The 21,853-nt window shown below is 37.3% G+C and carries 8 protein-coding genes and 1 pseudogene; 7 read left to right on the top strand and 2 right to left on the bottom strand.

From position 1 onward, the window contains the following. Positions 1-47 precede the first annotated feature (47 nt). From Bccel_RS19930 to Bccel_RS19920, 3 genes are read left to right on the top strand one after another with little or no spacing between them, the layout of a single operon-like run. Complete coding sequence (locus tag Bccel_RS19930; RefSeq protein WP_036937631.1) at positions 48-9,830, top strand: Ig-like domain-containing protein; 9,783 nt, start codon at positions 48-50, stop codon at positions 9,828-9,830. A gap of 24 nt (positions 9,831-9,854) precedes the next feature. After that, positions 9,855-10,643, top strand: a complete 789-nt coding sequence (locus Bccel_RS19925; protein ID WP_036937633.1) for a hypothetical protein — start codon at positions 9,855-9,857, stop codon at positions 10,641-10,643. Between the two features lie 56 nt (positions 10,644-10,699). Continuing rightward, positions 10,700-11,209, top strand: coding sequence for a DUF6630 family protein (locus Bccel_RS19920; RefSeq protein WP_036937635.1), 510 nt, complete (start codon positions 10,700-10,702; stop codon positions 11,207-11,209). A 371-nt stretch (positions 11,210-11,580) separates the two neighbouring features. Here the strand turns inward: Bccel_RS19920 and Bccel_RS19915 are convergent, their stop codons facing one another. Continuing rightward, the gene (locus Bccel_RS19915; RefSeq protein WP_036937637.1) at positions 11,581-12,993 is read right to left on the bottom strand and encodes a PQQ-dependent sugar dehydrogenase; all 1,413 of its coding nucleotides are present in this window, start codon (positions 12,991-12,993) and stop codon (positions 11,581-11,583) included. A 243-nt stretch (positions 12,994-13,236) separates the two neighbouring features. On the opposite strand from Bccel_RS19915, the gene Bccel_RS19910 reads away from it, so the two are divergent. From Bccel_RS19910 to Bccel_RS19900, 3 genes are all read left to right on the top strand, one after another. Continuing rightward, a complete protein-coding gene (locus tag Bccel_RS19910; protein WP_242853066.1) occupies positions 13,237-13,746 on the top strand; it encodes a hypothetical protein in 510 nt (169 codons plus the stop codon). 175 nt (positions 13,747-13,921) lie between these two features. Next, entirely contained in the window at positions 13,922-16,579 is a 2,658-nt protein-coding gene (ppsA, locus tag Bccel_RS19905; RefSeq protein ID WP_036937643.1) for a phosphoenolpyruvate synthase, read from the top strand. 52 nt (positions 16,580-16,631) lie between these two features. Continuing rightward, positions 16,632-17,840 carry an amidohydrolase family protein gene (locus Bccel_RS19900; RefSeq protein ID WP_036937645.1) on the top strand — a complete coding sequence of 403 codons (1,209 nt, stop codon included), beginning with the start codon at positions 16,632-16,634 and terminating at the stop codon, positions 17,838-17,840. Between the two features lie 92 nt (positions 17,841-17,932). On the opposite strand, the pseudogene Bccel_RS32180 reads toward Bccel_RS19900, so the two are convergent. Then, positions 17,933-18,823, bottom strand: a pseudogene (locus Bccel_RS32180) (damage-control phosphatase ARMT1 family protein). 392 nt (positions 18,824-19,215) lie between these two features. On the opposite strand from Bccel_RS32180, the gene Bccel_RS19885 reads away from it, so the two are divergent. Continuing rightward, positions 19,216-21,663, top strand: a complete 2,448-nt coding sequence (locus Bccel_RS19885) for a glycoside hydrolase family 3 C-terminal domain-containing protein (RefSeq protein WP_050753661.1) — start codon at positions 19,216-19,218, stop codon at positions 21,661-21,663. The last annotated feature ends 190 nt before the right edge of the window (positions 21,664-21,853 follow it).

The following is a 21,853-nucleotide window of genomic DNA, read 5'->3' as shown; positions in this document are numbered from 1 at the left end:
CTATAAGATTTGTAATTAAAATAATACTTTTTAGGGGGTAAGAAAGGATGCGAAAAATAAATAAATACGTATCATATATTTTAATCATTGCACTAATTTTTACTACATTTACCGCTCCATCATTCAGTGTAGACCCAGTATATAAAATAAGCGGGTACATAACGCCAGACTTTACTTTTTCAAAAGATGTTGCAGCCATCTTGAACTCAAATTTCAAGGTTGAGGTTGTAGGGACAGGCATTTCAGCAAGTACTGATGATAATGGATATTTTGAGCTGCTAAACATACCAAAGAATACACAGGGATATACAATGAAAATATCCAAAGACAGTTTCTTGTCCAGATACATAAGTAATTTAGCAGTAACATCGGACATTAAAATATCAACACAGGACAAGCCTATAAAAATGTGGTGTGGAGATGTTGTCAATGATGAAACAATAAATATGACAGATATAATTAAGCTTGCAAAATTATTTAATACTGCTTTTGGAGATGGGATTTATGTAGATTCATGTGATTTTAATAAGGATAAAGCCATTAACATTTCTGATGTTATGATTATTGCAAAACATTTCAATCAGACATCCGAGGATTATGGCAATAATCCTGTTAACACTCCTGTAACTGGTATAAACCTTGATAAAGCCAGTATCAGTATGATGGCAGGAGAAAGCCAGAATATAAATGCTACAGTTACTCCAGCTGAGGCAACAAATAAAAAAGTCCTATGGACTTCAAGCGATGCAAAAATTGCAATAGTTGATGGAAATGGACTTGTAACTGGAATAGCAGCGGGAACAGCAGTAATAAAAGCTACAACAGAAGACGGAAACTTTTATGCCAATTGCAATGTAACAGTAAAACCTGAACCGGCAGGCTTAAAGCTTGACAAGAAGTTGGTTAAAATAAATGTAGGTGAAAAGTATACACTAAAAGCCACTTTATCCCCTGCAGGATCAACAGGTAAAATAATATGGAGTTCAACAAATACCAGTATTGCCAGTGTAGATCAGACTGGAGTTGTAATTGCGTCAAGCGTTGGGGAAGCTGATGTATTAGCAGCTACGGAAGATGGAAGCTTTAAAACCTTCTGTAATGTAATTGTGGTGCAGCCGGTTAAGGGAATGAGCATTGACAAAACCTCTATGACTTTAAAAAGGGGAGATACTGCAAAACTTACACCTGTGTTTGTTCCTTCCAACGCAAGCAATAAAAATGTTAAATGGGTTTCAAGTGACTCCAATGTAGTAACTGTAGGTCAAGGCGGCGTCATTATGGCAGTTGCCACAGGTACAGCAACTGTAACTGCCACTTCGGAAGATGGAAGTTTTTCTGCAACTTCCCAAATAACAGTTATAGAGCCCACTATAGGGGTAAGGCTTGATAAATCGGCAGTTAGCTTGAAAGTTGGAGATACCTATACCTTTACTCCAACAATATCGCCACTGAATGCATCAAATAAGAATATAATCTGGACCTCAAGCAATGCAAATGTTGCAACTGTTGATAACACAGGAAAGGTTACTGCAAAGAGTGGAGGAACAGCAATAATAAAAGCATCCCCGGAAGATGGTTTATACTCTGAGGAATGCAGGATTACTGTAGTGCAGCCAGTTACAGCTATTAGCTTAAATAAGACAAGCCTAAAATTAAAGATAGGTAATGGCTATCCATTAAAGCCTCAATTCACTCCTGCAAATGCAGACAACAAAAATATAAAGTGGACAAGCAGTGATAAAGAAGCAGTTGAAGTTGATGAAAAAGGTATTGTAAAGGCAATAAAGAAAGGTACAGTAATAATCACTGCAACTTCAGAAGACGGTGGTTTTTCGGCAACTTGTTCAGTAACTACTTTAGAAGATACCCTAACACCGCCTGCAAACCTTAGAATAACTTCATCAGGGGCTGCGAGTATATCTTTGGCTTGGGATGCTGCAGTAGGTACAGGTATTACATATACTGTAAGAAGAGCTACAGCTGTCGGAGAATTTACCGATGTAGCATCTAATATCAGTGCTACAAATTATCAAGATAGTACAATAGCAAGCGGAACAACATACTACTATGTTGTTTGTGCATCCAATGCTGAAGCAGAAAGCAGAAACTCCAATATGGTACAGCTGAGGAATGCTCCACAAAAAGCAGTGTTATTTGGCGAAAAGAGTACCGGAAATGCTGTTTTGGCCTGGTCACGTCCAAACGGAGCTGACAGGTACGAAGTATATAGGAAACTGTCAACAGAAAACACATATATGCTGATCGCTAAAAATCTTCTGACTAATACATATGAAGATGAGAATATAGGATCAAATATATATTCATATAAAGTTATAGCCATTAATGAAAAAGGAAGTGCCGAATCAAATGAAGTAGTTATAAGTAATAAATCCATAAGCCCTGTTGATTTTGCAGCGAATATTGATAGTGACGGGGATGGATTAGCAAATGTTAATGAGCTATTGATTGGCACAAGTCCGATGCTGACAGATACAGACAGGGATGGACTTGGTGACGGATATGAAATGACCATTGGAACTAATCCCGTTGATATCGATACAGACAAGGATGGACTTTTTGATGGATCAGAGAGTGCACTTGGTACAGGAACTCATGTAAAAAGCGATAAACCAGGAGAGATAAAGTCACAAAAGCAAATAACAAGATCTGATGGAAGAACATCTGCGGTTATATCAGGGGATGGTAATATTATTATTTCTCCACTACAAATAATTGATAGTGAAAACAAGAAATTTGCAGATATCACAAAAAACAAAACCAATGTTGTAACAGCACCATTTGACATAATCGGAGCTCTTGGAGGGATAGTGAATGTATCAATTACATATAATTATGATCCTTTAGGACTTAATAATGTACCTGAAAATAATTTATGTATTATGAAATTTGACAACACAGTAAACAAATTTGAAATATTAACGGATTCAAAGCTAAACACAGCCGCAAAAGTTGTTAATGGAAGTAGTTTGTCTATTTGCACTTTTGTTATTGGCGATAAAATTGTGGCACCAAGTGCTAAGAATATTGATATCATATTTTATATAGATGTTTCTGCATCTGCACGAGAAAATGACCAAGAACTATTGAGATACCAAGTTGCGAAATTACTGGCACAATGTATGGCTGAAAGGTCTTTATCAAACTTTAGATATGGAGTCTTAGCTTATGATGATGAGAAAGGTCGATATTTTGCTCATGTAGGAGTAAACCCTTCATCTGGTGAAAATGCTATCCTTACCAACGATATAAATATCGCCCTGAGAAAATTGGATTACCTATGCGAACAAAAAGAACCAGTACCCAATCCTATTGTTATTGATTATCCATTTACTGATAACACTTTGAGGGACTATTTTGGTGACGCTAATACTTCTGAAAAAATAATTGTTGGATTTTCCAGTGGACCACTGAAAAACTTTGGAGATATACTAAGTACTATAAATTATTTGAAACCAGCTGGAGTTATTGTAAACACAGTTGGCATAAGCCCAAATGCACAATATGATCAACTCTCTCAGATAACAGCGGCTGGGGCAGATGGTGGGAAGGCATTTGCTATTAATAATATACCAGGAATGACCGAAGATCAGGTAGTTGGGCAGATAACCAATATGTGCTCCGAGCTTTTACAGCAGTTTGATGTGAAAAGCTATGTGGAAGGTGCGTTTAAACCACAAAATGCTGCTGGTATAGATTTTAACAATGGACATACAGGAACTGAGAATGACTATCTTAATGAGTGGATATCAGGAAACGGTTCCAACCTACTTACTGGAAACTATATGGAGCAGCATAAGGATATCAACATTCAAAGTACAGGATATGATATTTCCTTTGAAAGATCATACAACTCCATGGCTAATGATGAAGACTCCATAATAGGAAACGGGTTTAGGACAAACTATGATTCAAAGCTTGAAGAGAAAACAAATACAGGCATTGTTACATCAAGCGTATTGAATATAAGGTCTGGTCCAGGAACAAACTATCCTGTTATAGGAAAAGTAACAAAAGACTCACCGATTGAAATCATTAAAAAGAATGCAAGCGGCGTATGGCACAATCTTAACTATAAAGGAAATAAAAATGCCTATGCTTCAGGGGAATATATTGATGAAAAATCTACAGTGGAGGTTACATACCCTACAGGTACAAAAACAGTATTTAAAAATGTAGACGGTAAACTGGTGGAGCCCGCTGGGTGTAGTGATACATTAGTGCTTGATACTACAAAGAAGGAATACATTCTTACAAAAGAAGATAAATCCAAGCTTGTATTTGATTCAGATATAGCAGGTGCTGTTAAAAGGCTTAAGAGACTGGAAGATAGAAGCGGAAATTCATTGACAATCAATTATCTTTCAGATGGAAAAATTGATACAGTCTCCGATATAACCGGAAGGAAGCTGAAATTCAATTACAAAACATATGGCAAGCTTGATAATATACTTGACCCGTTGACCAGCAGAAAGGTGAAATATGATTATCTTCTTGACAACGGTAAATATTATCTCAGTAATGTTACTGATGGTGAGGGAAAGGCTACCAAGTATGAATATGATGGCTCAAAACGTATTAATAAGGTAATTGACGCAAATGACAATGCAGCGGTGCGTATTGAGTATGACTTGCTTGGCAGGATGGCAAGGCAATATGATGCAGAGGGTAATGCAAAATACATAGTATATAATGATCTTGCTAATGAAAGATTTACTATCAACGAAAACGGCAAGTTATCAAGGATCAGATTCAATATTGATATGAGGCCTGTTGAGGAAACAGACGCATTAGGAAACAAGAACAGATATGAGTATTCATATTATGATGCTGCAAATAAGAAATATGTTGTTATCCCAAATGTTGATATGAAGGATCTGGAGAATACAAGTAATTTGGAAGCAAGAACTTATAGGGATTATATAACAAAGCAGAATGCCGGAAAGTTAAAAACAAAAGAAACGATTTATGATGCGAAAGGCAAATCGACAGTTAATGAATATGACGAGTACCATAACCTGATATCAACAAAAGATGCTAAAGGCATTACATCATCAATGGTTTACTATCCCGGAGAAGGTAAATTCAATCTATGGAAAAAGACTGACAAAAACCAGAAGACCTATGAATACATTTATGATGATGAAGGAGTTCAGATTAAAAAAGAGCTTGACCCTATGGGAAATGAGACCGAGTATATTTACTACCCTGTAGGAGGAGCTATCAAGTTAAAAGGGCTTGTATGGAAGGTTACCGAAAGAAGGAGAAGTGACCAGACAGATCCCAAAAGTGCACTTGTAGAATTTAAGGTAACTGAATACAAATACGAAGATCCTTACAATGACAGGACTGAAATAATTGATTCATTGGGCAACCATACCTATGAAACCTATGATGCAGCCGGAAGATTGAAGCAGCTTATAAATGCCCGCGGCTTTATAAATGAATACGATTATGACAATAACGACAGAGTTAAGGCTGAGACAATTTATGACAAAACAGATTACACCAAGGTGTTGAAGAAAACTGAGAACCAGTATGACTATGTTGGTAATAAGAGATTCATAAAGGATTACAGGTTTGTTGTGGACCGTCCGGAGTTTGGCAGTGAGGTTCTTGTTACCGAGACTGTATTTGACTGTGAGAATAAGCCAATATATGTATATGATCCGCAAGGCTACAGGGTATCCTATAAATATGACCCTGCAGGAAACAAAACTGAAGTAATTAACCAAAGAGGATTCAGTACAAAATACAGGTATAATGATATAAACCAGGTATATGAAATGGAAGATGCCCTTAAGAATATTACCGGCTACGATTATGATGCCAATGGAAATGTAATTAAGGTCACTGAGGTTAAACAAGATGCTGCAAAACAGGCGATTACCAACTATGAATACGATGAATTGAACAGAAAAATAAAGGTAAGCCAGCAATATAAGGATGATAGCGGCAAGCTGCAGCAAAGGGTAAATGAAGTTGAGTATGACGGAAATGATAATGTTGTCAAGGAAGTTGATCCACTCAACAAAGTAACAAAGCATGTATTTGATGCAATAAACAGGGAAACAAGCAAGATTGACGGATTGGATAGAAGCGGTAATCCTTTGAAGGACAAAAATAATAATACCCTTGCATTGACTACTACATATCAGTATGAGTATAAGAGCGTATACGACAGTGTTTATGAGGTAATGACAGAGAAAAATGAGCTGCCGGCACCTACTGTATTTAACGTTGTAGTAAACGATTCCATGGGACATACCAGAAAAAGCATTGATACAGTAAAAGCTTATGAAACCACAAATGATTATGATGAAGTCGGTAATCTGAAGGTAAGCATCAATGCGAAAAAACAACCTGCATATTATGAATATGATGCCTTTGGTAAAGCTATTAAAATTACCGATGCGAAAGGTTACTTTATTGAAGCTGTCTATGACTCATTAGGTAATAATGTTGAAAAGATCGATCAAAGAAAGAACAAGACACGATTTACATATGACAAGCTTAATCGTCCTTCTAAAACCACAACTTGGTATACAGATGAAACGAACACTAAACAAAAGATAGAAACATGGGTAACCTACGACCCGGCTGGTAATAAACGTACTGCAACTGACGCACTTTATAACACAACCCGTTATGATTATGATGGGTTGAACAGACTGGTTGCAGAAGCAGATCCATTATCAAATGTTAAATACACTGGCTATGATGAATTTGGAAGAGAGATATGGGAAACTGACAGAAAAAATCATAAGAGCACTGAACCAAATGTATTTACAGTAGTCAATGATTTGGGAGTTACAGAGTATCGTATGAGAACCGTTTACACATACGATGATCTGGATATGTTGAGGAAAGTTACAAACGCCCTTGGTGAAGACACTGAGTATAAATATGATCTGGTTGGCAACATAAAAGAAATCAAAGACGGGGAGAAGAGAACTACAACATTTGATTATAACCCGGTCTACATGCTGGTAAGTAAGACTGACGGAGATAGCAAGACTGAAACATATGATTCATATGATTTACTGGGCAACCTTTTACAGAAGACGGATAGAAATAAAAATGTCCATGTCTACACTTACAATGAATTCTATAAAGTAGGCTCGGAAACAGTAACAGGAGTAGGGATATCCGATAAGCGTAACTTCTATTACGATGCAGTAGGCAACATGTATCAGATCACTGATGAAACGGGTACAACAGTATTTACATATGATGTGTTAAACAAACTGGATTACAAGACACTGCCTGGTAACAAGGTTATTGACTATGATTATGATGAGGCAGGCAATTTAAGGTATCTAAAGGATCCTAACGGAAATGAGACAAATTATAAATATGATGAGCTAAACAGGTTGAAGACGGTTTCAACAGTTGATGGTACGGCAACATATGCATATTATCTGAGCGGCAGCCGTAAATCATTAACTCTGCCAAATAAAACTGTCACTACTTATGAATATGATGCAAGGAATGTGCTGACAAAGCTTGCTAATACAATTGGAACTGAAAATACCACTTATGAATATTCATATGATGAGAACAAGCTGCAAACAAGCAAAATAGAACCAAAAGGTAAGACCAGCTTTGTGTATGATGATCTCGGAAGATTAAAAAATGTAACAGAGCCTGGAGCAAGAGTAACGGAATATGCTTATGACCATGCAGGCAACCGCAGCGGCCAGATAGTAAAGGATGCTTTTAACAAAGTTGATTCCAACATAGCTTACCATTACAACGGAGCAAACAGGCTCACAGATACACTGGAAGTAAGAAATGGCAAGAATATAGAGACCATTTACCAGTATGACAATAATGGAAACCAGACAAAGGTAACAGTAAAAGAAAATGAAGCTATAACAGAAAGCAACTATACTTATGACGGGTTTAACCAGCTTAGAAAAGCATCAAGTGCAGGGAACCAGGACATTTTAAGTAAATATAACGCTTTAGGTCAGAGAACCCAAAAGACAGTAGGAAATGTAACAACCATATTTTACTATGACGATAAAGATGTTATACTGGAAACAAGAAGTGATGGAGTATCGTTCTGGAACGTACAGGGTGTTAACCTAATAGCACGTAAAACAGGCAATGATGTATTGTACTACAATTACAACGGTCACGGAGATGTAGTAAAAGTAACTGATAAAGCCGGAGCCAGAGTAAATGAGTATGATTATGATGTTTTCGGCAATTCAACATACACGTTGGAAACCAAACCGAATCCATATAAGTATTGCGGATATTACTTTGATGATGAAACAGGCTACTATTACCTGAATGCAAGGTTTTATGATCCAAAGATTGCAAGGTTTATATCGGAAGATACATATTCAGGAGAATATAACGACCCGTTAAGCCTAAATCTGTATACATACTGTCAGAATGACCCGCTGACCTATAGCGATCCTAACGGTCACTGGCTCCATATAGCTATTGGTGCTTTGGTTGGTGGAATTGTTAATACTGCGATTACAGCAGCATCAGACTATATTGAGCATGGCAAGTTCACAAAAGGCTTTAAGGACTATGCTGGTGCATTTGTCGAAGGTGCTGCAGTTGGAGGAGCCGCGGCAGCTACAGGAGGAACATCTCTCATTGCATTGGCTACGACCACAACAGTTGCATCAATGGCAGGAAATGCTGCAAAACAGTTAATAACTACTGGTAAGGTAGATTTAGGCGAAGTTGCATTCTCAGGTGCCGGAAACCTTATAGGTATGGGTGCAGGTAAAGCATTGAGTGTTGTAGGGGGTAAAATCGTAGGTAACTTAGCCAAGACAGCCTTTGGTAAATCTGTTATAGCTAAAGCAAAAAGCCTTACAAGTAAGGTAATGTCTAAGGTAAGTGGGGTTACTACGAAGATTAAGTCTTTAGCTTATGGCGAGTGTAAACATCCTAACTTGCAGAAGTGTTTTACAGGTGATACACTGGTCAAAGAAAAAAATGGATTTAAGCCAATTAGTAAAATAAAAGTTGGGGACAAAGTATACGCTCAAGATGCAGATACTGGTGAGAAAGGACTTAAAGAAGTCAAGAAGGTATTTGTAAATGATTGCTATGAACTAGTAAACATATTTGTTGGAAAAACAAAAATTAGTACAACGGTAACACATTCATTCTTTGTAGTAGGTAAAGGATGGGTACAGGCAGGTAACCTAAGAGTAAACGACAAACTGCAGTTGGTTACAGGTGAAGAAAGAGAAATAACAAAAGTCACCCGCCAGCGACTTGAAAAGCCAATAAAGGTTTACAATTTTGAAGTTGAGGATTGGCATACTTATTACGTATCCAAAGAGAGCATATATGTTCATAATGGGTGCGGACCTTCAGCTGGTAATGTTGTTAATAATGTTATTACAAAGCCATATAAAGCATTAAAAAATAAAATTGCACAGGCAACTACTAACGCTCAGAAGGGTCAAATTGGAGAAGAAATTCAAGATCTTGTTTATACTAGAGCTGGATATACGAAATTGCCTTCTAAAGTTGGAAGTAATAATGGTTATGATGGGCTATTTGTTAAGTTTTCAGAAGAGGGTGATAGCCTTGTAGAAGCAATAGTGAACGAATCAAAATTTGGAAGTTCTAGGTTGGGCAAGACAAAAATGGGTAAACAAATGAGTGATTCTTGGATACAAGGTAATTTAGAAAAAATGTTAAGATCACCTGACCGTAATGTTAGGAGAGCAGCTGGACTTTTGCAGGACTTTATAGATAATGGTGGTACAATTATTAAAAAGTTGAATCGTTTGAAATCAAATGGTGTAAACAGATGGAAAAATTTATAATAATCAAGGGAAGGGTTTATAATAATGGTAAAAGGTAAAAAAAGTTATCTTGAAATTTTCCCTGAAATTTATCAGGAAATGATTGAAAGGGTAGAGAAACGCATTAAAAAGTTTAAAGCTAATGGGTTTCCTGCAAACGTAAGTTTCTATCTAAGTGGTATGGTTGGAGATTTCCGTGACCTTGGTATAGGAGAAATCATACTTAAAGAGGATTTTAAAAAAGCTAAAGTGTATTTTTATTATGCCGCCAAAGCCCAAGAAGCAATTTATACTATGTATGACAGTAAACAAAATAATATAAGTGCTGATTTTGTATCAACAGTTTTTTATCCAAAGTTGTTTTTAGCATTATTAAGTGATCAAGATAAAATTATACAATCATTAGCACAGTTGTTTGGAGGAAGGGAAAAAGAAGAAATTGATGATGATTCAATAGATAAATGTATTGGCTATAGTATAAAATACATTTTGTTAAATCAAGATATAACGGAAAAAGCCTATATTAAAGAGTTAAAAGAACTTTCAAATGCAAAAGAACTTAGTTGGGATAAAAGTTATGCACTTACTTTATTAGGAATTGTGAATAAGGACAGTAGTTTAGTGAACGAAGGATTGAATTTTGTAGTGGAATGTCATAAAAAACTAAAAAGCGATATTAAGGAGACTCCAGAGGAATTATTATGCATACCAGCATTAGGCTTGGCAAAAATGGCCTTGAAAAAAGGGATTGATGTGAGTTTAAATGATTCTGCTATACCAATGGGTGTCTTAGAGTATTATGACATTAAATGTCCGGAAGTGGATTTTGTTTGATTCTTTAAAAGGCTCTCTGTTTATCAAGGAGAGCCTTTTAAATTTGAGGTGAGGCCATGACTAAGGAAAAAAGGGACGCTTTATTAGAACTTGCCAGGAAACTATCTATGTATTCTAATGAAGTTGAGGAGGATATTATTCTTGTGTTAGAGAACCCAAAAGAGTATATAAAAAAATATGCTAGTAGATTGGAGGATAGAGGGATTTACAAACCAGATGAGGACTTGCCTTGGGTAGCTCTAGCAGATGCTTTAATTGAAAGAAAATTAGCATGGGAGATAGATTGGCAACATTCATTAGAAGAGGTGTTTAGTATTATTAATACTTTAATAATAAAAAGAGGCTTTGTAGAAAATAAGCAAAGCTTCTATAAGAGCTGCATTGGTGTAAAATTAGAATGTATACTCGTTGATATTTCTAAAAGGCTGAGCAAAAGCTTTTTAACTTTAATTTATTTGGATATAGATAGTGATTCATACGTATTAGTTGTTATTCCTAAAGTGTTTTTTGCTGAAGCATGCCAATTGGCTGAAAAAGCCGGGTATTCAATACGCAGCTTTATTTAGTAAGTTCATTACAAATAATTGCATTTATATATAAGAAGTGATTTTGCGTAAAGGTTTAATTCAAATTCAGAGCAACCCCCCCTTTTTAATGGGGATGGGGGGTGTACCTTTTCGCGAATCTCCTATTTACGCGTATTTATATCACCATCGACGTGTCAAGGCATGTGGAGTCAGTGGCGTTGATAGAGCGGAAATAGTCTGACATAAGAGATTCAGATGATTTTGGATTAGTCCATCATTTGAATGCATACACCGTCAAAAATTATGACTTAACAAATGTCGAACTAATCCACTTGTCTGTTTTGTACTTCGCTTAAGTAAATCCCAAAAAGGCATTTATCCAGTACCGAATAGCATTTTATAGTTGTGGATTATGGAACAATTTCAAAAACAGTACCTTGGTTTAAATCAGTCACATTCATTGAGCTATAAACCCCTAAATATAGTCTGGTTTGATCAAGATTTGTTCCCAAACTAACATAAAAAGCAGACTGGGACCCAAAATTATAATTGGTTTCTATAACACTAAAATCATTTAGTTTACTATCTGTTCTTGCTATGGTATAAGCTAAAGTCCCTCTAACCGGAGGGTGAGATACTTCTTGGGAAAAGTCGGTAAACACAACGCTTCCCTTTAAATCGGGGATGCTATTTCCCATATATGGCTGGACTCCTGTAAGTGCAGAACCTTCAAACTTATCGGGTCGGGGATCTTGATGAAAATAACTGGTTAGGGGCTGAAGACGCCGTACTGAAGTTTTTACTGCTTCATTGTAATAAGCAATTGTTTTCTCATTCAAAGCTGGATTTTCAGAGCAGTCCCTTATAATAGAAGTAGGGAAAGCACCTTCCCACCCACGCCAGCCAAGGTTTACGAATCCTTCCTGGTCAAGTTCGGAATTCATTAAGGAAGCTTGAACAAGCCGAGTAACTGGTAGTGGTTTATAATGATCGAATGAAAAAATCGATTCTACCAGGTCCTGTCCGACGTTTCCCACATATTTGATATACTGATTATAAAACCTTTGAAATGAGATACCGGGTATATTGCGTACCCCTTTTGCAATTACCGTAAGTGTTTCCTGAATAGGTGCAGAAAGTTCATTAAAACGTGTGACTACGGGTGGGTTATAGATAAATGTATTCTTAGTTACATCAATTTCAATTATTTTACCGGCGATTTCCATATCATTTTGGCTTAAGTTAAATGGATCATAGCCTGATCCACCATCTCCGGTTGTTAAAATAAGTTTTCCTGTTTCAGGTGAAAAGTTCAAGCTATTGACACCATTATGATTAAAAAATGGTCTTCTTAGGTTAAGTAATGTCCGCCGTTTTTGAGGTTGGCCATTCGGTTGTAAAATCCATTCTTCAACTGTATCAATATGATCATATTGAGTTTCTCTATTTATCCACGTTAGGTTTAAGGTTACGGGGTCACATGGGTTAGGCTTAAAAGATTCAGGAAGAGCACCTCGACCTTGTGTGCCAGCCACTGAATAATGGAGATAAAACAGACCGTTATAATAAAATTCCGGATGAAACGCCAGACCTAGCAATCCTCGTTCATCATATCCACCGTTAGAAACACCTAGCTTTATGATTCTCGAGCGAATATCTAAAAAAGTCCCTATTACTCCATTTCCTATGTAAAAGATCTCTCCTACCTGGGTTGCAATAAATAGTCTTTCAATTGAGTCACCCGGAAGTATAGTTGTTTTTAGAACAGTGGGTAAATTTATCTTGCTAACAATGGGTTGTAAACCGACTTTGATTTTTTTCAACTAGCATTACATTCCTTTATATTGTTTTCCCTTATCAGAATATGATTGAGCTGCTTTATTAGTACCAAGTTTATGCCGAGGAACGAGGGCTTACCCGGGAGGATGCTGAGCGTGCAATTGTACTGTTCATACCTCAGGATGGTACTTTTACACCAAACATAATCTTCACAATTTAGGTAAACAAAACGTATAATATGGAAGTGCAGCTACTAGATATGAGAGGTGGGATTTAAGTTGAAAGAGATGGAAATAGCAAGGTTTACAAGCGTAGGAGGCTTATTAACATCATTAACTGTATTGCTTCAGTCAGCACCTGTGTTTTTACCGGTAGTCGGGCTGGCCTTAAGCCCATTAAGTACCCTGCCTATTGCACTAGCTGCTGTTTTTGATATTTCTCTCGGTATTACAGTATTGTTTTCTTCCGCATTAATTCTTATTATGGTAAGCCCGCAGGAAGCAATAATTCTTCTTTTCACTACGGGGATTCTTGGTGCAGTTATGGGAACATTGCTTTATAGGAAAGGAATAATAGTCTCTATATTATCTTCTGCTATAATATTATCGAGCGGAATGATTATATTAACATATATAGTAGGTGTTCCAGGGTTTGGAGATTTAGCCGATACTTTATCATTACCTTTCACTTTATTAACTTTTTTCATATTTTCACTTATTTACGTAAGTATATGGAATATATGCTTTAGAAAATTTGCGAATTATCTTATCAAAATTAGATTAATTTCCACAGACTGATAGTTTGAGGGAATTTTACTTTAGGACAACATGTTCTCCCTCTACTTTTATTATATCAAATAAAATTTTTTGATAACAGGCTTATAATTTGCACTTATTGTGTGTATTATAGGAGAATATACCACTTCAAAAACAATTGTTTCACCTATACCTAGAGAATGAGAAGGAGAATATGATGAATTCATATGTGCTTAGCTTTCAGGAAATTGACAAAACAAAGATTTCCATGGTTGGGGGTAAAGGTGCCAACCTGGGTGAACTATCCAAGGCTAATGGAATCCTAGTACCGGAAGGGTTTTGTGTTACCACAGAAGCATATGAAAAGATAACTGGAAATAATGAGGAACTCAACGGTTTATTTGATGAGTTATCACATCTCAGAGTAGAAGATAGGGAGAAAGTTAGTGAAATTGGCAAGAAAATTCGCATGGTCATCGAAAGAATATCTATTCCTAAGGATATAGAAGAACAGATTATTGGTTATCTCACAAAGTTTGCTGAAAAAGATGCCTATGCAATACGATCCAGTGCAACTGCAGAGGATCTACCTACGGCCTCTTTTGCAGGCCAGCAGGATACTTATTTGAATATTATCGGAAGGGATGCGATACTAAAGCACATCAGCAGGTGCTGGGCATCGCTGTTTACTGAGAGGGCAGTAATCTACCGCATTCAAAACGGATTTGACCACCGCAAAATCTATCTTTCTGTAGTTGTTCAGAAGATGGTTTTCCCACAGGCAGCAGGGATTTTGTTTACTGCTGATCCCGTTACTTCTAACAGGAAGGTTTTATCCATTGATGCTAGCTTCGGACTTGGTGAAGCCTTGGTATCCGGCTTGATTAATGCTGATAACTATAAAGTGCGTAATGGCCAGGTTATCCATAAGAAGATATCTACCAAGAAGCTGGCTATTTATGCCTTAAAAGATGGGGGTACGAAAAAACAGGAGGTCCCATCTGAGCAGCAGAAAAGACAAACACTTACCGACGAGCAAATTTTGAGCCTTGCAAATATGGGCAGAAAGATCGAAGAACATTTCGGCTGCCCCCAGGACATTGAATGGTGTTTGGCTGATGATACATTTTATATTGTCCAGAGTCGGCCGATCACAACTTTATTCCCCATTCCTGAAGCAGAGACCCAAGAAAATCACGTTTATATATCTGTTGGCCATCAGCAAATGATGACCGATGCCATGAAACCGTTGGGATTGTCTTTATGGCAGTTAACAGCAGCCGGACATATGTTTAAAGCTGGTGGAAGGTTGTTTGTTGATGTTGCCAATATGCTCACTTCACCTGACAGCAGAGAAATTTTATTAAATAACATGGGACAACACGATCCCCTCATAAAGGATGCACTGATTACCATAATAGAGCGGGGGGATTTTATAAAATTGCTACCAAATGACAATAAAGAACAAGGTCCCGGAAAAAGCAATAAAGGTATGTCGCCTGCGGATATTCAGGCACAAGTAGGAAATAATCCGGCAATCGTTTCTGGTTTGATTGAAAGCAGTCAAACATCCATCCAAGCATTAAAACAAAACATCCAAACAAGATCAGGATCAGATTTATTTGATTTTATACTGGAAGATATCCAGCAATTAAAGAAGAGCTTATTTAATCCACAAAACATGGGTGTGATTATGGCTGCTATGAATGCTTCATCATGGATCAATGAAAAAATGAAGGAGTGGCTAGGCGAGAAAAACGTAGCAGATATCCTTTCTCAATCTGTGCCAAACAATATTACATCAAGAATGGGTCTGGAGTTATTGGATGTCGCAGATGTGATTCGCCCTTATCCGGAAGTAATTGATTATTTACAACATGTAAAAGATGACAATTTTTTAGATGGACTGGTTAAGTTTGACGGCGGACAGGAAACCAGGGACTCAATCCTGTCCTATCTCAACAAATATGGAATGCGATGTGCCGGGGAAATCGATATTACGAAGCCCCGCTGGAGCGAAAAACCAACTACACTTGTCCCCTTGATTCTCAGTAATATAAAAAACTTTGAGCCAAATAGCAGCAGTCGGAAATTTGAACAAGGACTACAGGAAGCTTTCGAAAAAGAGCAAGAGTTAGTGAATCGGGTGAAGCAATTACCGAATGGTAAACGAAAAGCTCAAGAAACAAAGCAAATGATCGACCTAATCAGGAATTTTACCGGCTATCGTGAATATCCAAAGTACAGTATGATTAGTCGCTACTTTGTTTATAAGAAAGCTTTACTGAAAGAAGCCGAACAACTCGTACAAGTAGGCGTTATTCATGAAATAGAAGATATATATTACCTCACATTTGAAGAGCTTCACGAAGTCGTACGCACAAATAGATTAGGTTATTCGAATTGCTTGGTCGAGCAGCAAGTAGGGCTTGCGACCAGACAAATCGTCAGCAAACGAAAAGACGAGTACAAATTGTATGAAAAGCTAACTCCCCCACGTGTTATCACGTCTGATGGTGAAATCATTGTGGGTGAGTACAGACGAGAAAATATCCCAGTGGGTGCTATTATAGGCCTGCCTGTTTCTTCTGGAGTTATAGAGGGACAAGCACGTGTCATCTTAAAAATGGAAGATGCTATTCTTACAGATGAAGATGTATTAGTAACTTCCTTTACTGACCCCAGCTGGACACCATTGTTTGTATCCATAAAAGGCTTAGTCACTGAAGTTGGTGGTCTGATGACCCATGGTGCAGTTATAGCACGTGAATATGGATTGCCGGCAGTTGTGGGAGTGGAAAATGCTACAAAACTGATAAAAGATGGGCAAAGAATTCGTGTGCATGGAACAGAAGGGTATGTAGAAATCTTGTGATAAAATTGAAATTACCAAAGGTTTAAAGCTTATTAAGGTAGGAGAATTTTGTATGAACAAAACATATGAACGCATTTTGGAAGATATTAAGGCCATTCGCATCTACTCTACACATTGTCATCACAGGGAGGACAGTTTTTACTCACATATGTCACTGGACAAGATACTGTCTAACAGCTACGTCACCTTCACCCAGCCGTTGGCGGCACGGAACCATGATGAGCGTGCGTTGTTCCTTGAGCGTAATCGGTATAACACCTACTTACTCTGGCTGGAGAAGGCTATTAGAGAACTGTATGATATCCCCGAGCGGATTACTGCAAACAATTGGGATGAGATATCCCAAAAAATAACCTCTGCCTATGAGAATAATTCCGAACGGCACTTGGATATTCTTAGAAACCACTGCAGATACAATCGGGTGGTGCAGGATGCTTTCTGGAAGCCGGGCAGTGACCTTGGACATCCCGATCTTTTTGCACCTGCTTACCGAATCAACATGTTCACATATGCATTGGATGAAAACCCGCATGACCACGATAATGTTTGCCTCTATGAACAATGCTCCCGTAAGTCTCCGCCCGGCGACCTGGAGGAATTCATCGTTTGGATGGAGGAGCAAATTACTAAAAAGGTTAATAGCGGCTGCAGTGCTCTAAAGAGTGCACTTGCCTATGGTCGGGATTTACATTACCAGCCCCAGGATCGAGATCATATAGCCAAACTTTACCGGATGGATAAAAGACTGCTCACCGGCAAGGACAGGCATGACTTCTCAGACTATGTGATTGATGCAGCCTGCAAAATTGCCGCTAAGCTGGATATCCCTTTCCAGCATCACACAGGGCTTGGTGCTATCGACCGGACGAACGCAATGCAGCTTCGGGAATTGATCGAGCGTAATCCTGATACCAAGTTTGTACTCTTCCATGGCAGCTACCCCTGGCTGGAGGATGTATATGCACTTGTACACAAGTACCCAAATACCTATGCCGATCTATGCTGGCTGCCCATTATCTCTACATCTGCCTCCCAGAGAATGATATTAGAGCTGCTTGAGGTGGGGCAGACCCATAGAATCCACTGGGGCTGCGACACTTGGACCAGTGAGGAGAGCTATGGTGCAGTTCTGGCGATAGAGCATGCACTTGCTAATGTATTGTCTGCTCAGGTGGATCAGGGATTCTATACACATGAAGACGCCGTATTCATCGCAAGGAGAATCCTGCGGGATAACACCAAGGAACTGTACCGAATCTAGTAAGTGTCTGTACCCAGGAAGCTGTGATGAAATGAAAGTTGATGAATAAATGGTTCAAGACTAAAAAGCTATAGTATAATTTGTATAATCTTTCAATAGATGTATTGTTTCAGAATACCATACTCTTCTTTTTCTATTTCATTAAGTGTATTTATTATCTTATCCCTTATTAGACCGCTTTTATTAAGGTTGAACTTAATTAATAGATTTACTAAAATCTCAGCTTTCTTTTCTATACCAGAAAGAGAAATTATATTACTTTCGTTATCCTGCTCTCTAAAATAACCTTGATCATTTAGATATTTAAATCGCAGAGTCCCTGGAGCAGCATCTCCACTCTCAATGACTTCTGCAATACTATCCATGTTTATATCCAATGCTTCTTTTCTCGTTACGTCATTTAGCACAGGGTATCCTCTAACTGCATAATAAATCTTTAAGTGAGGAAAGATTTTCTTTAGCCTGCAAATAAATATCTTGTCAAAAACGCATTCTCAGCAATTATCTCCTATGTACAGGCATTTATTTGAATTCTTCAATCCATCAAAAAGAAGCTTGCTATTATCAATTGCCAGTTCCTTGTTTTTAATATCTTTCAAAATATTATTCAATCCTTCGCAATCGAAATCATCGTTAGCTGCAAAATCAATCATGTTACCAATAATAGCTATCTTCAATGAGGATAAAAACTCATCTTCAGAGCTATTAATAAATTCTTCAACATCATCAAAAACTTCTAGTAATTGTAAGTTGTTTTTCCTTTTTATTTCGGAGTACGGGTCTTGTGTATTTGTTCGACGGGTTATTATTTTCCAGGTATTTTTCATGATTTCAGGATTACATTTGTCGAAATCAGCCTCTGCTAAGCTTAAAAGTACTTCTCTAATTATTTCTTGCTGTTTTTTGGAATCTATTTTCAACATATTTGTAACCTTGATTGTTTGCTTCAAATTACAAACTAAGCAATTTACATTCAGTTTCATTACTTTACTCCTAATTTACAATTGTTAAATTATATAGAACAAATGTAGTTTTTATGAAATTATAGTACTAATTATAATATATACTAGCAACATTTTCTAAAACATTTTTCATAAATCACAAATCTTATATTTTATAAAGGTTCAACATAAACTGATCAATATTGATCGGGTTTCCAAAGCTTCTAAAAATTAGAATGTAAAATTTTATGCTTATAATAAAGCCGATGGGAGTAATTTTTGTTTTGAATAAAAAGGAATTGGATTAATGTTTATCGAATTTTTAATGTATTAAAAGTGATAAATCTATTACAGTTGTCTTAAGCAAATCTATTAAAATCAATTAAATGGAGATAAATAGTATTGTTATAAAAAAATATAAGGAGAAATGGTAAATGAGCAGAAAATTAACAGACAAAGAATCCATCCCGGCAGTTATAAACGATATGACGTTAGAAGAAAAAGCAAGCCTCATTACAGGAATGTCTGTGTTTCGTACCTGTGGTATTGAGCATTTGGGTATTCCTCCGGTATTACTTTTGGACGGCGGAACAGGTATCAACTTTATGCAGCTTTATCAGGAATTCATATATCAAGCCACTTATAAAATTAATGACAATGAAGAGGAAAATTCAAATAAATCAGACTTGGAGGGTTTATACTCAATTGGAAGAATTCTTCCTTATATAGGCAATCCAAGTAAACTTTCACAAGAGGATCAACAGATACTTACCATGGCCAATTCCGAATTGAATTCTATGAAGCCGGAAGGTAAAGAGCCAGGATGCTTTCCTCCCGGAATGCTGTTGGGAGCAACATGGGATCCGGAAACTGTATATGTATGTGCCAAAGCCCTTGGAAAAGAAGCTAATGCATATAAAATAGATGTGCTTTTAGGTACTCCCAACGTAAATCTCCACAGAGACCCATTAAACGGCCGGCTTTTTGAAGGCTATTCGGAAGACCCGTGCCTTGTAGCCAAATTGGCTCCCCAGTTTGTTAAAGGTATACAGGGTCAGGGCGTAGCAGCTAATGTAAAACACTTTGCTGCCAATAATCAGGAAACAGAGAGAATGGGTATTAATGAACATATTCCTGTACGTGCACTTCATGAGTTATACTTTCCAGGTTTTAGGGCTTGTGTGCAGGAAGGCGGCGTAAAAACTGTAATGTCAGCTTACAACAAGATAAACGGCAAGGCATGTACTGAAAATGAATGGCTATTAACTGAAGTATTGAGGAATCAATGGGGGTTTGATGGCTTTGTGGTGTCTGACTGGGGTGCAGCCTATGACCAGGTTGAAGCGGCAAAGGCTGGGAATGATTTGGTGATGCCCGGACCAAGAAGTGCCCAACCTCTCATTGATGCTGTTAAAGCAGGAAGATTGAGCGAGAGTGTTCTGGATAAATGCATTGAAAACTTCCTTGAAATTCTTATTGAGATGCCTGTAATGAAAGGACGCAAATACACTGATATCGACACTGATTTCTCAAAAAGGGCTGCATACAAGGCAGTGGCTGAGGGTGCTGTACTGCTTAAGAACAAAGGAGAGGTTCTGCCGCTTAATAAAAGTTCAAAAGTAAGTTTCTTTGGAAAAAACAGCAGGAAGTTTATAGAATCAGGAGGAGGAAGTGCTGAAGTTTGGACTGACTTAAGTTCCAACTTATATGATAGTACAATTGAAAAGATAGGCAGTCAATTGGTATCCTTTGAAGAGATAAATATAGACACAGAAGCTGTTATAATTACAGTTGGAGCTAAGGGGCAGGAAGGCTCCGATCGGCCGGATATGGATATTGATCTGGCAGACAGGGAGATGTTATTAAGGGTTATTGGAGAAGCTAAGGCATCCTGTAGCAAGATTGTTGTAGTTCTAAATATATCGGGTCCGGTTGGCATGATGGATTGGATCAATGATGTAGATGCGGTGTTATGTGTATTCTTCCCAGGTATGGAGGGAGGACATGCAGCTGCGGACATTCTCTTTGGAGATTTGAACCCATCAGGTAAACTTCCTCTTACTTTTCCTAAATATTACAGAGATTGTCCCACATATGGAAACTTCCCGGGAGAAAATGGGGAAGTGTGGTACGGTGAGGGAATATATGTGGGTTATCGCTATTATGATTTTAAAGGTATAGAGCCGCTGTTTCCTTTTGGCTATGGACTTTCGTATACAAGCTTTGAGATCTCGGATATAAATCTGGAATCATCTATATTTGATATGGATAAAGGTAAAAAGTTTAATGTTAAAGTCAAAGTTAAAAACACAGGAAAAATGGCTGGTAAGGAAGTGGTACAGCTTTATATAGAAGCTGAAAAATCTATGCTTAAAAAGCCTCCCAAGGAACTAAAAGCTTTTAAGAAGATTGCTCTTAAGCCTGGAGAAGAAAAGGAAATTATTTTTGAACTGGGGAAAGATGATCTGGCGAGCTTTGATACAGGTCTAAATCAATGGACTGCAGAGCCCGGCTATTATAAGATTCTTATAGGCAACTCATCAAGAAACATCACTCTGGAGGGACGCTTCAAGGCTGTGGGTGAAAATCCCTATAGCTATGGGCTTGATTCGATAATCGGAAGACTCTTTAACGATATAAGAGCAGTAGATGTAATAAGAAAGCAACTTGCAGAGTATAACATTGATCCTATGGACATTGTCAGCAATGACATGATTTTCTTTCCAAGTACGAAATTTTCTGAAATATGGGAAAAAAGTTTTGTTCCCTTGCTTAAAAATAAAACCACAATGGAAATAGAAATTATTATTGATCAGATATGTAAAGAGCTAAAAGGAATAGATGTTACCGATGATACTAATAAGTTATTATCAAATAATTAACTGGCCTATGGCTGTAAGTTGAAGAACCTGCAAAGGATACACAGCATCCAATTGGATTTGTAAAAAGGTGCCTGAAAATTTAATTCTTTTATATGGAAAAAGTTAACACGAATTTCTTTGTAAAAAATGCTTACATCAAAAATTTTGAAGTGGTAAAATATTTATATATATTAAAAGTGCTAATAATCTT

The sequence above is a fragment of the Pseudobacteroides cellulosolvens ATCC 35603 = DSM 2933 genome (genome assembly GCF_001262605.1).
In the GTDB taxonomy this organism is placed as follows: Bacteria; Bacillota; Clostridia; order Acetivibrionales; family DSM-2933; genus Pseudobacteroides; species Pseudobacteroides cellulosolvens.
This window is presented reverse-complemented; position numbering and strand designations above follow the sequence as displayed.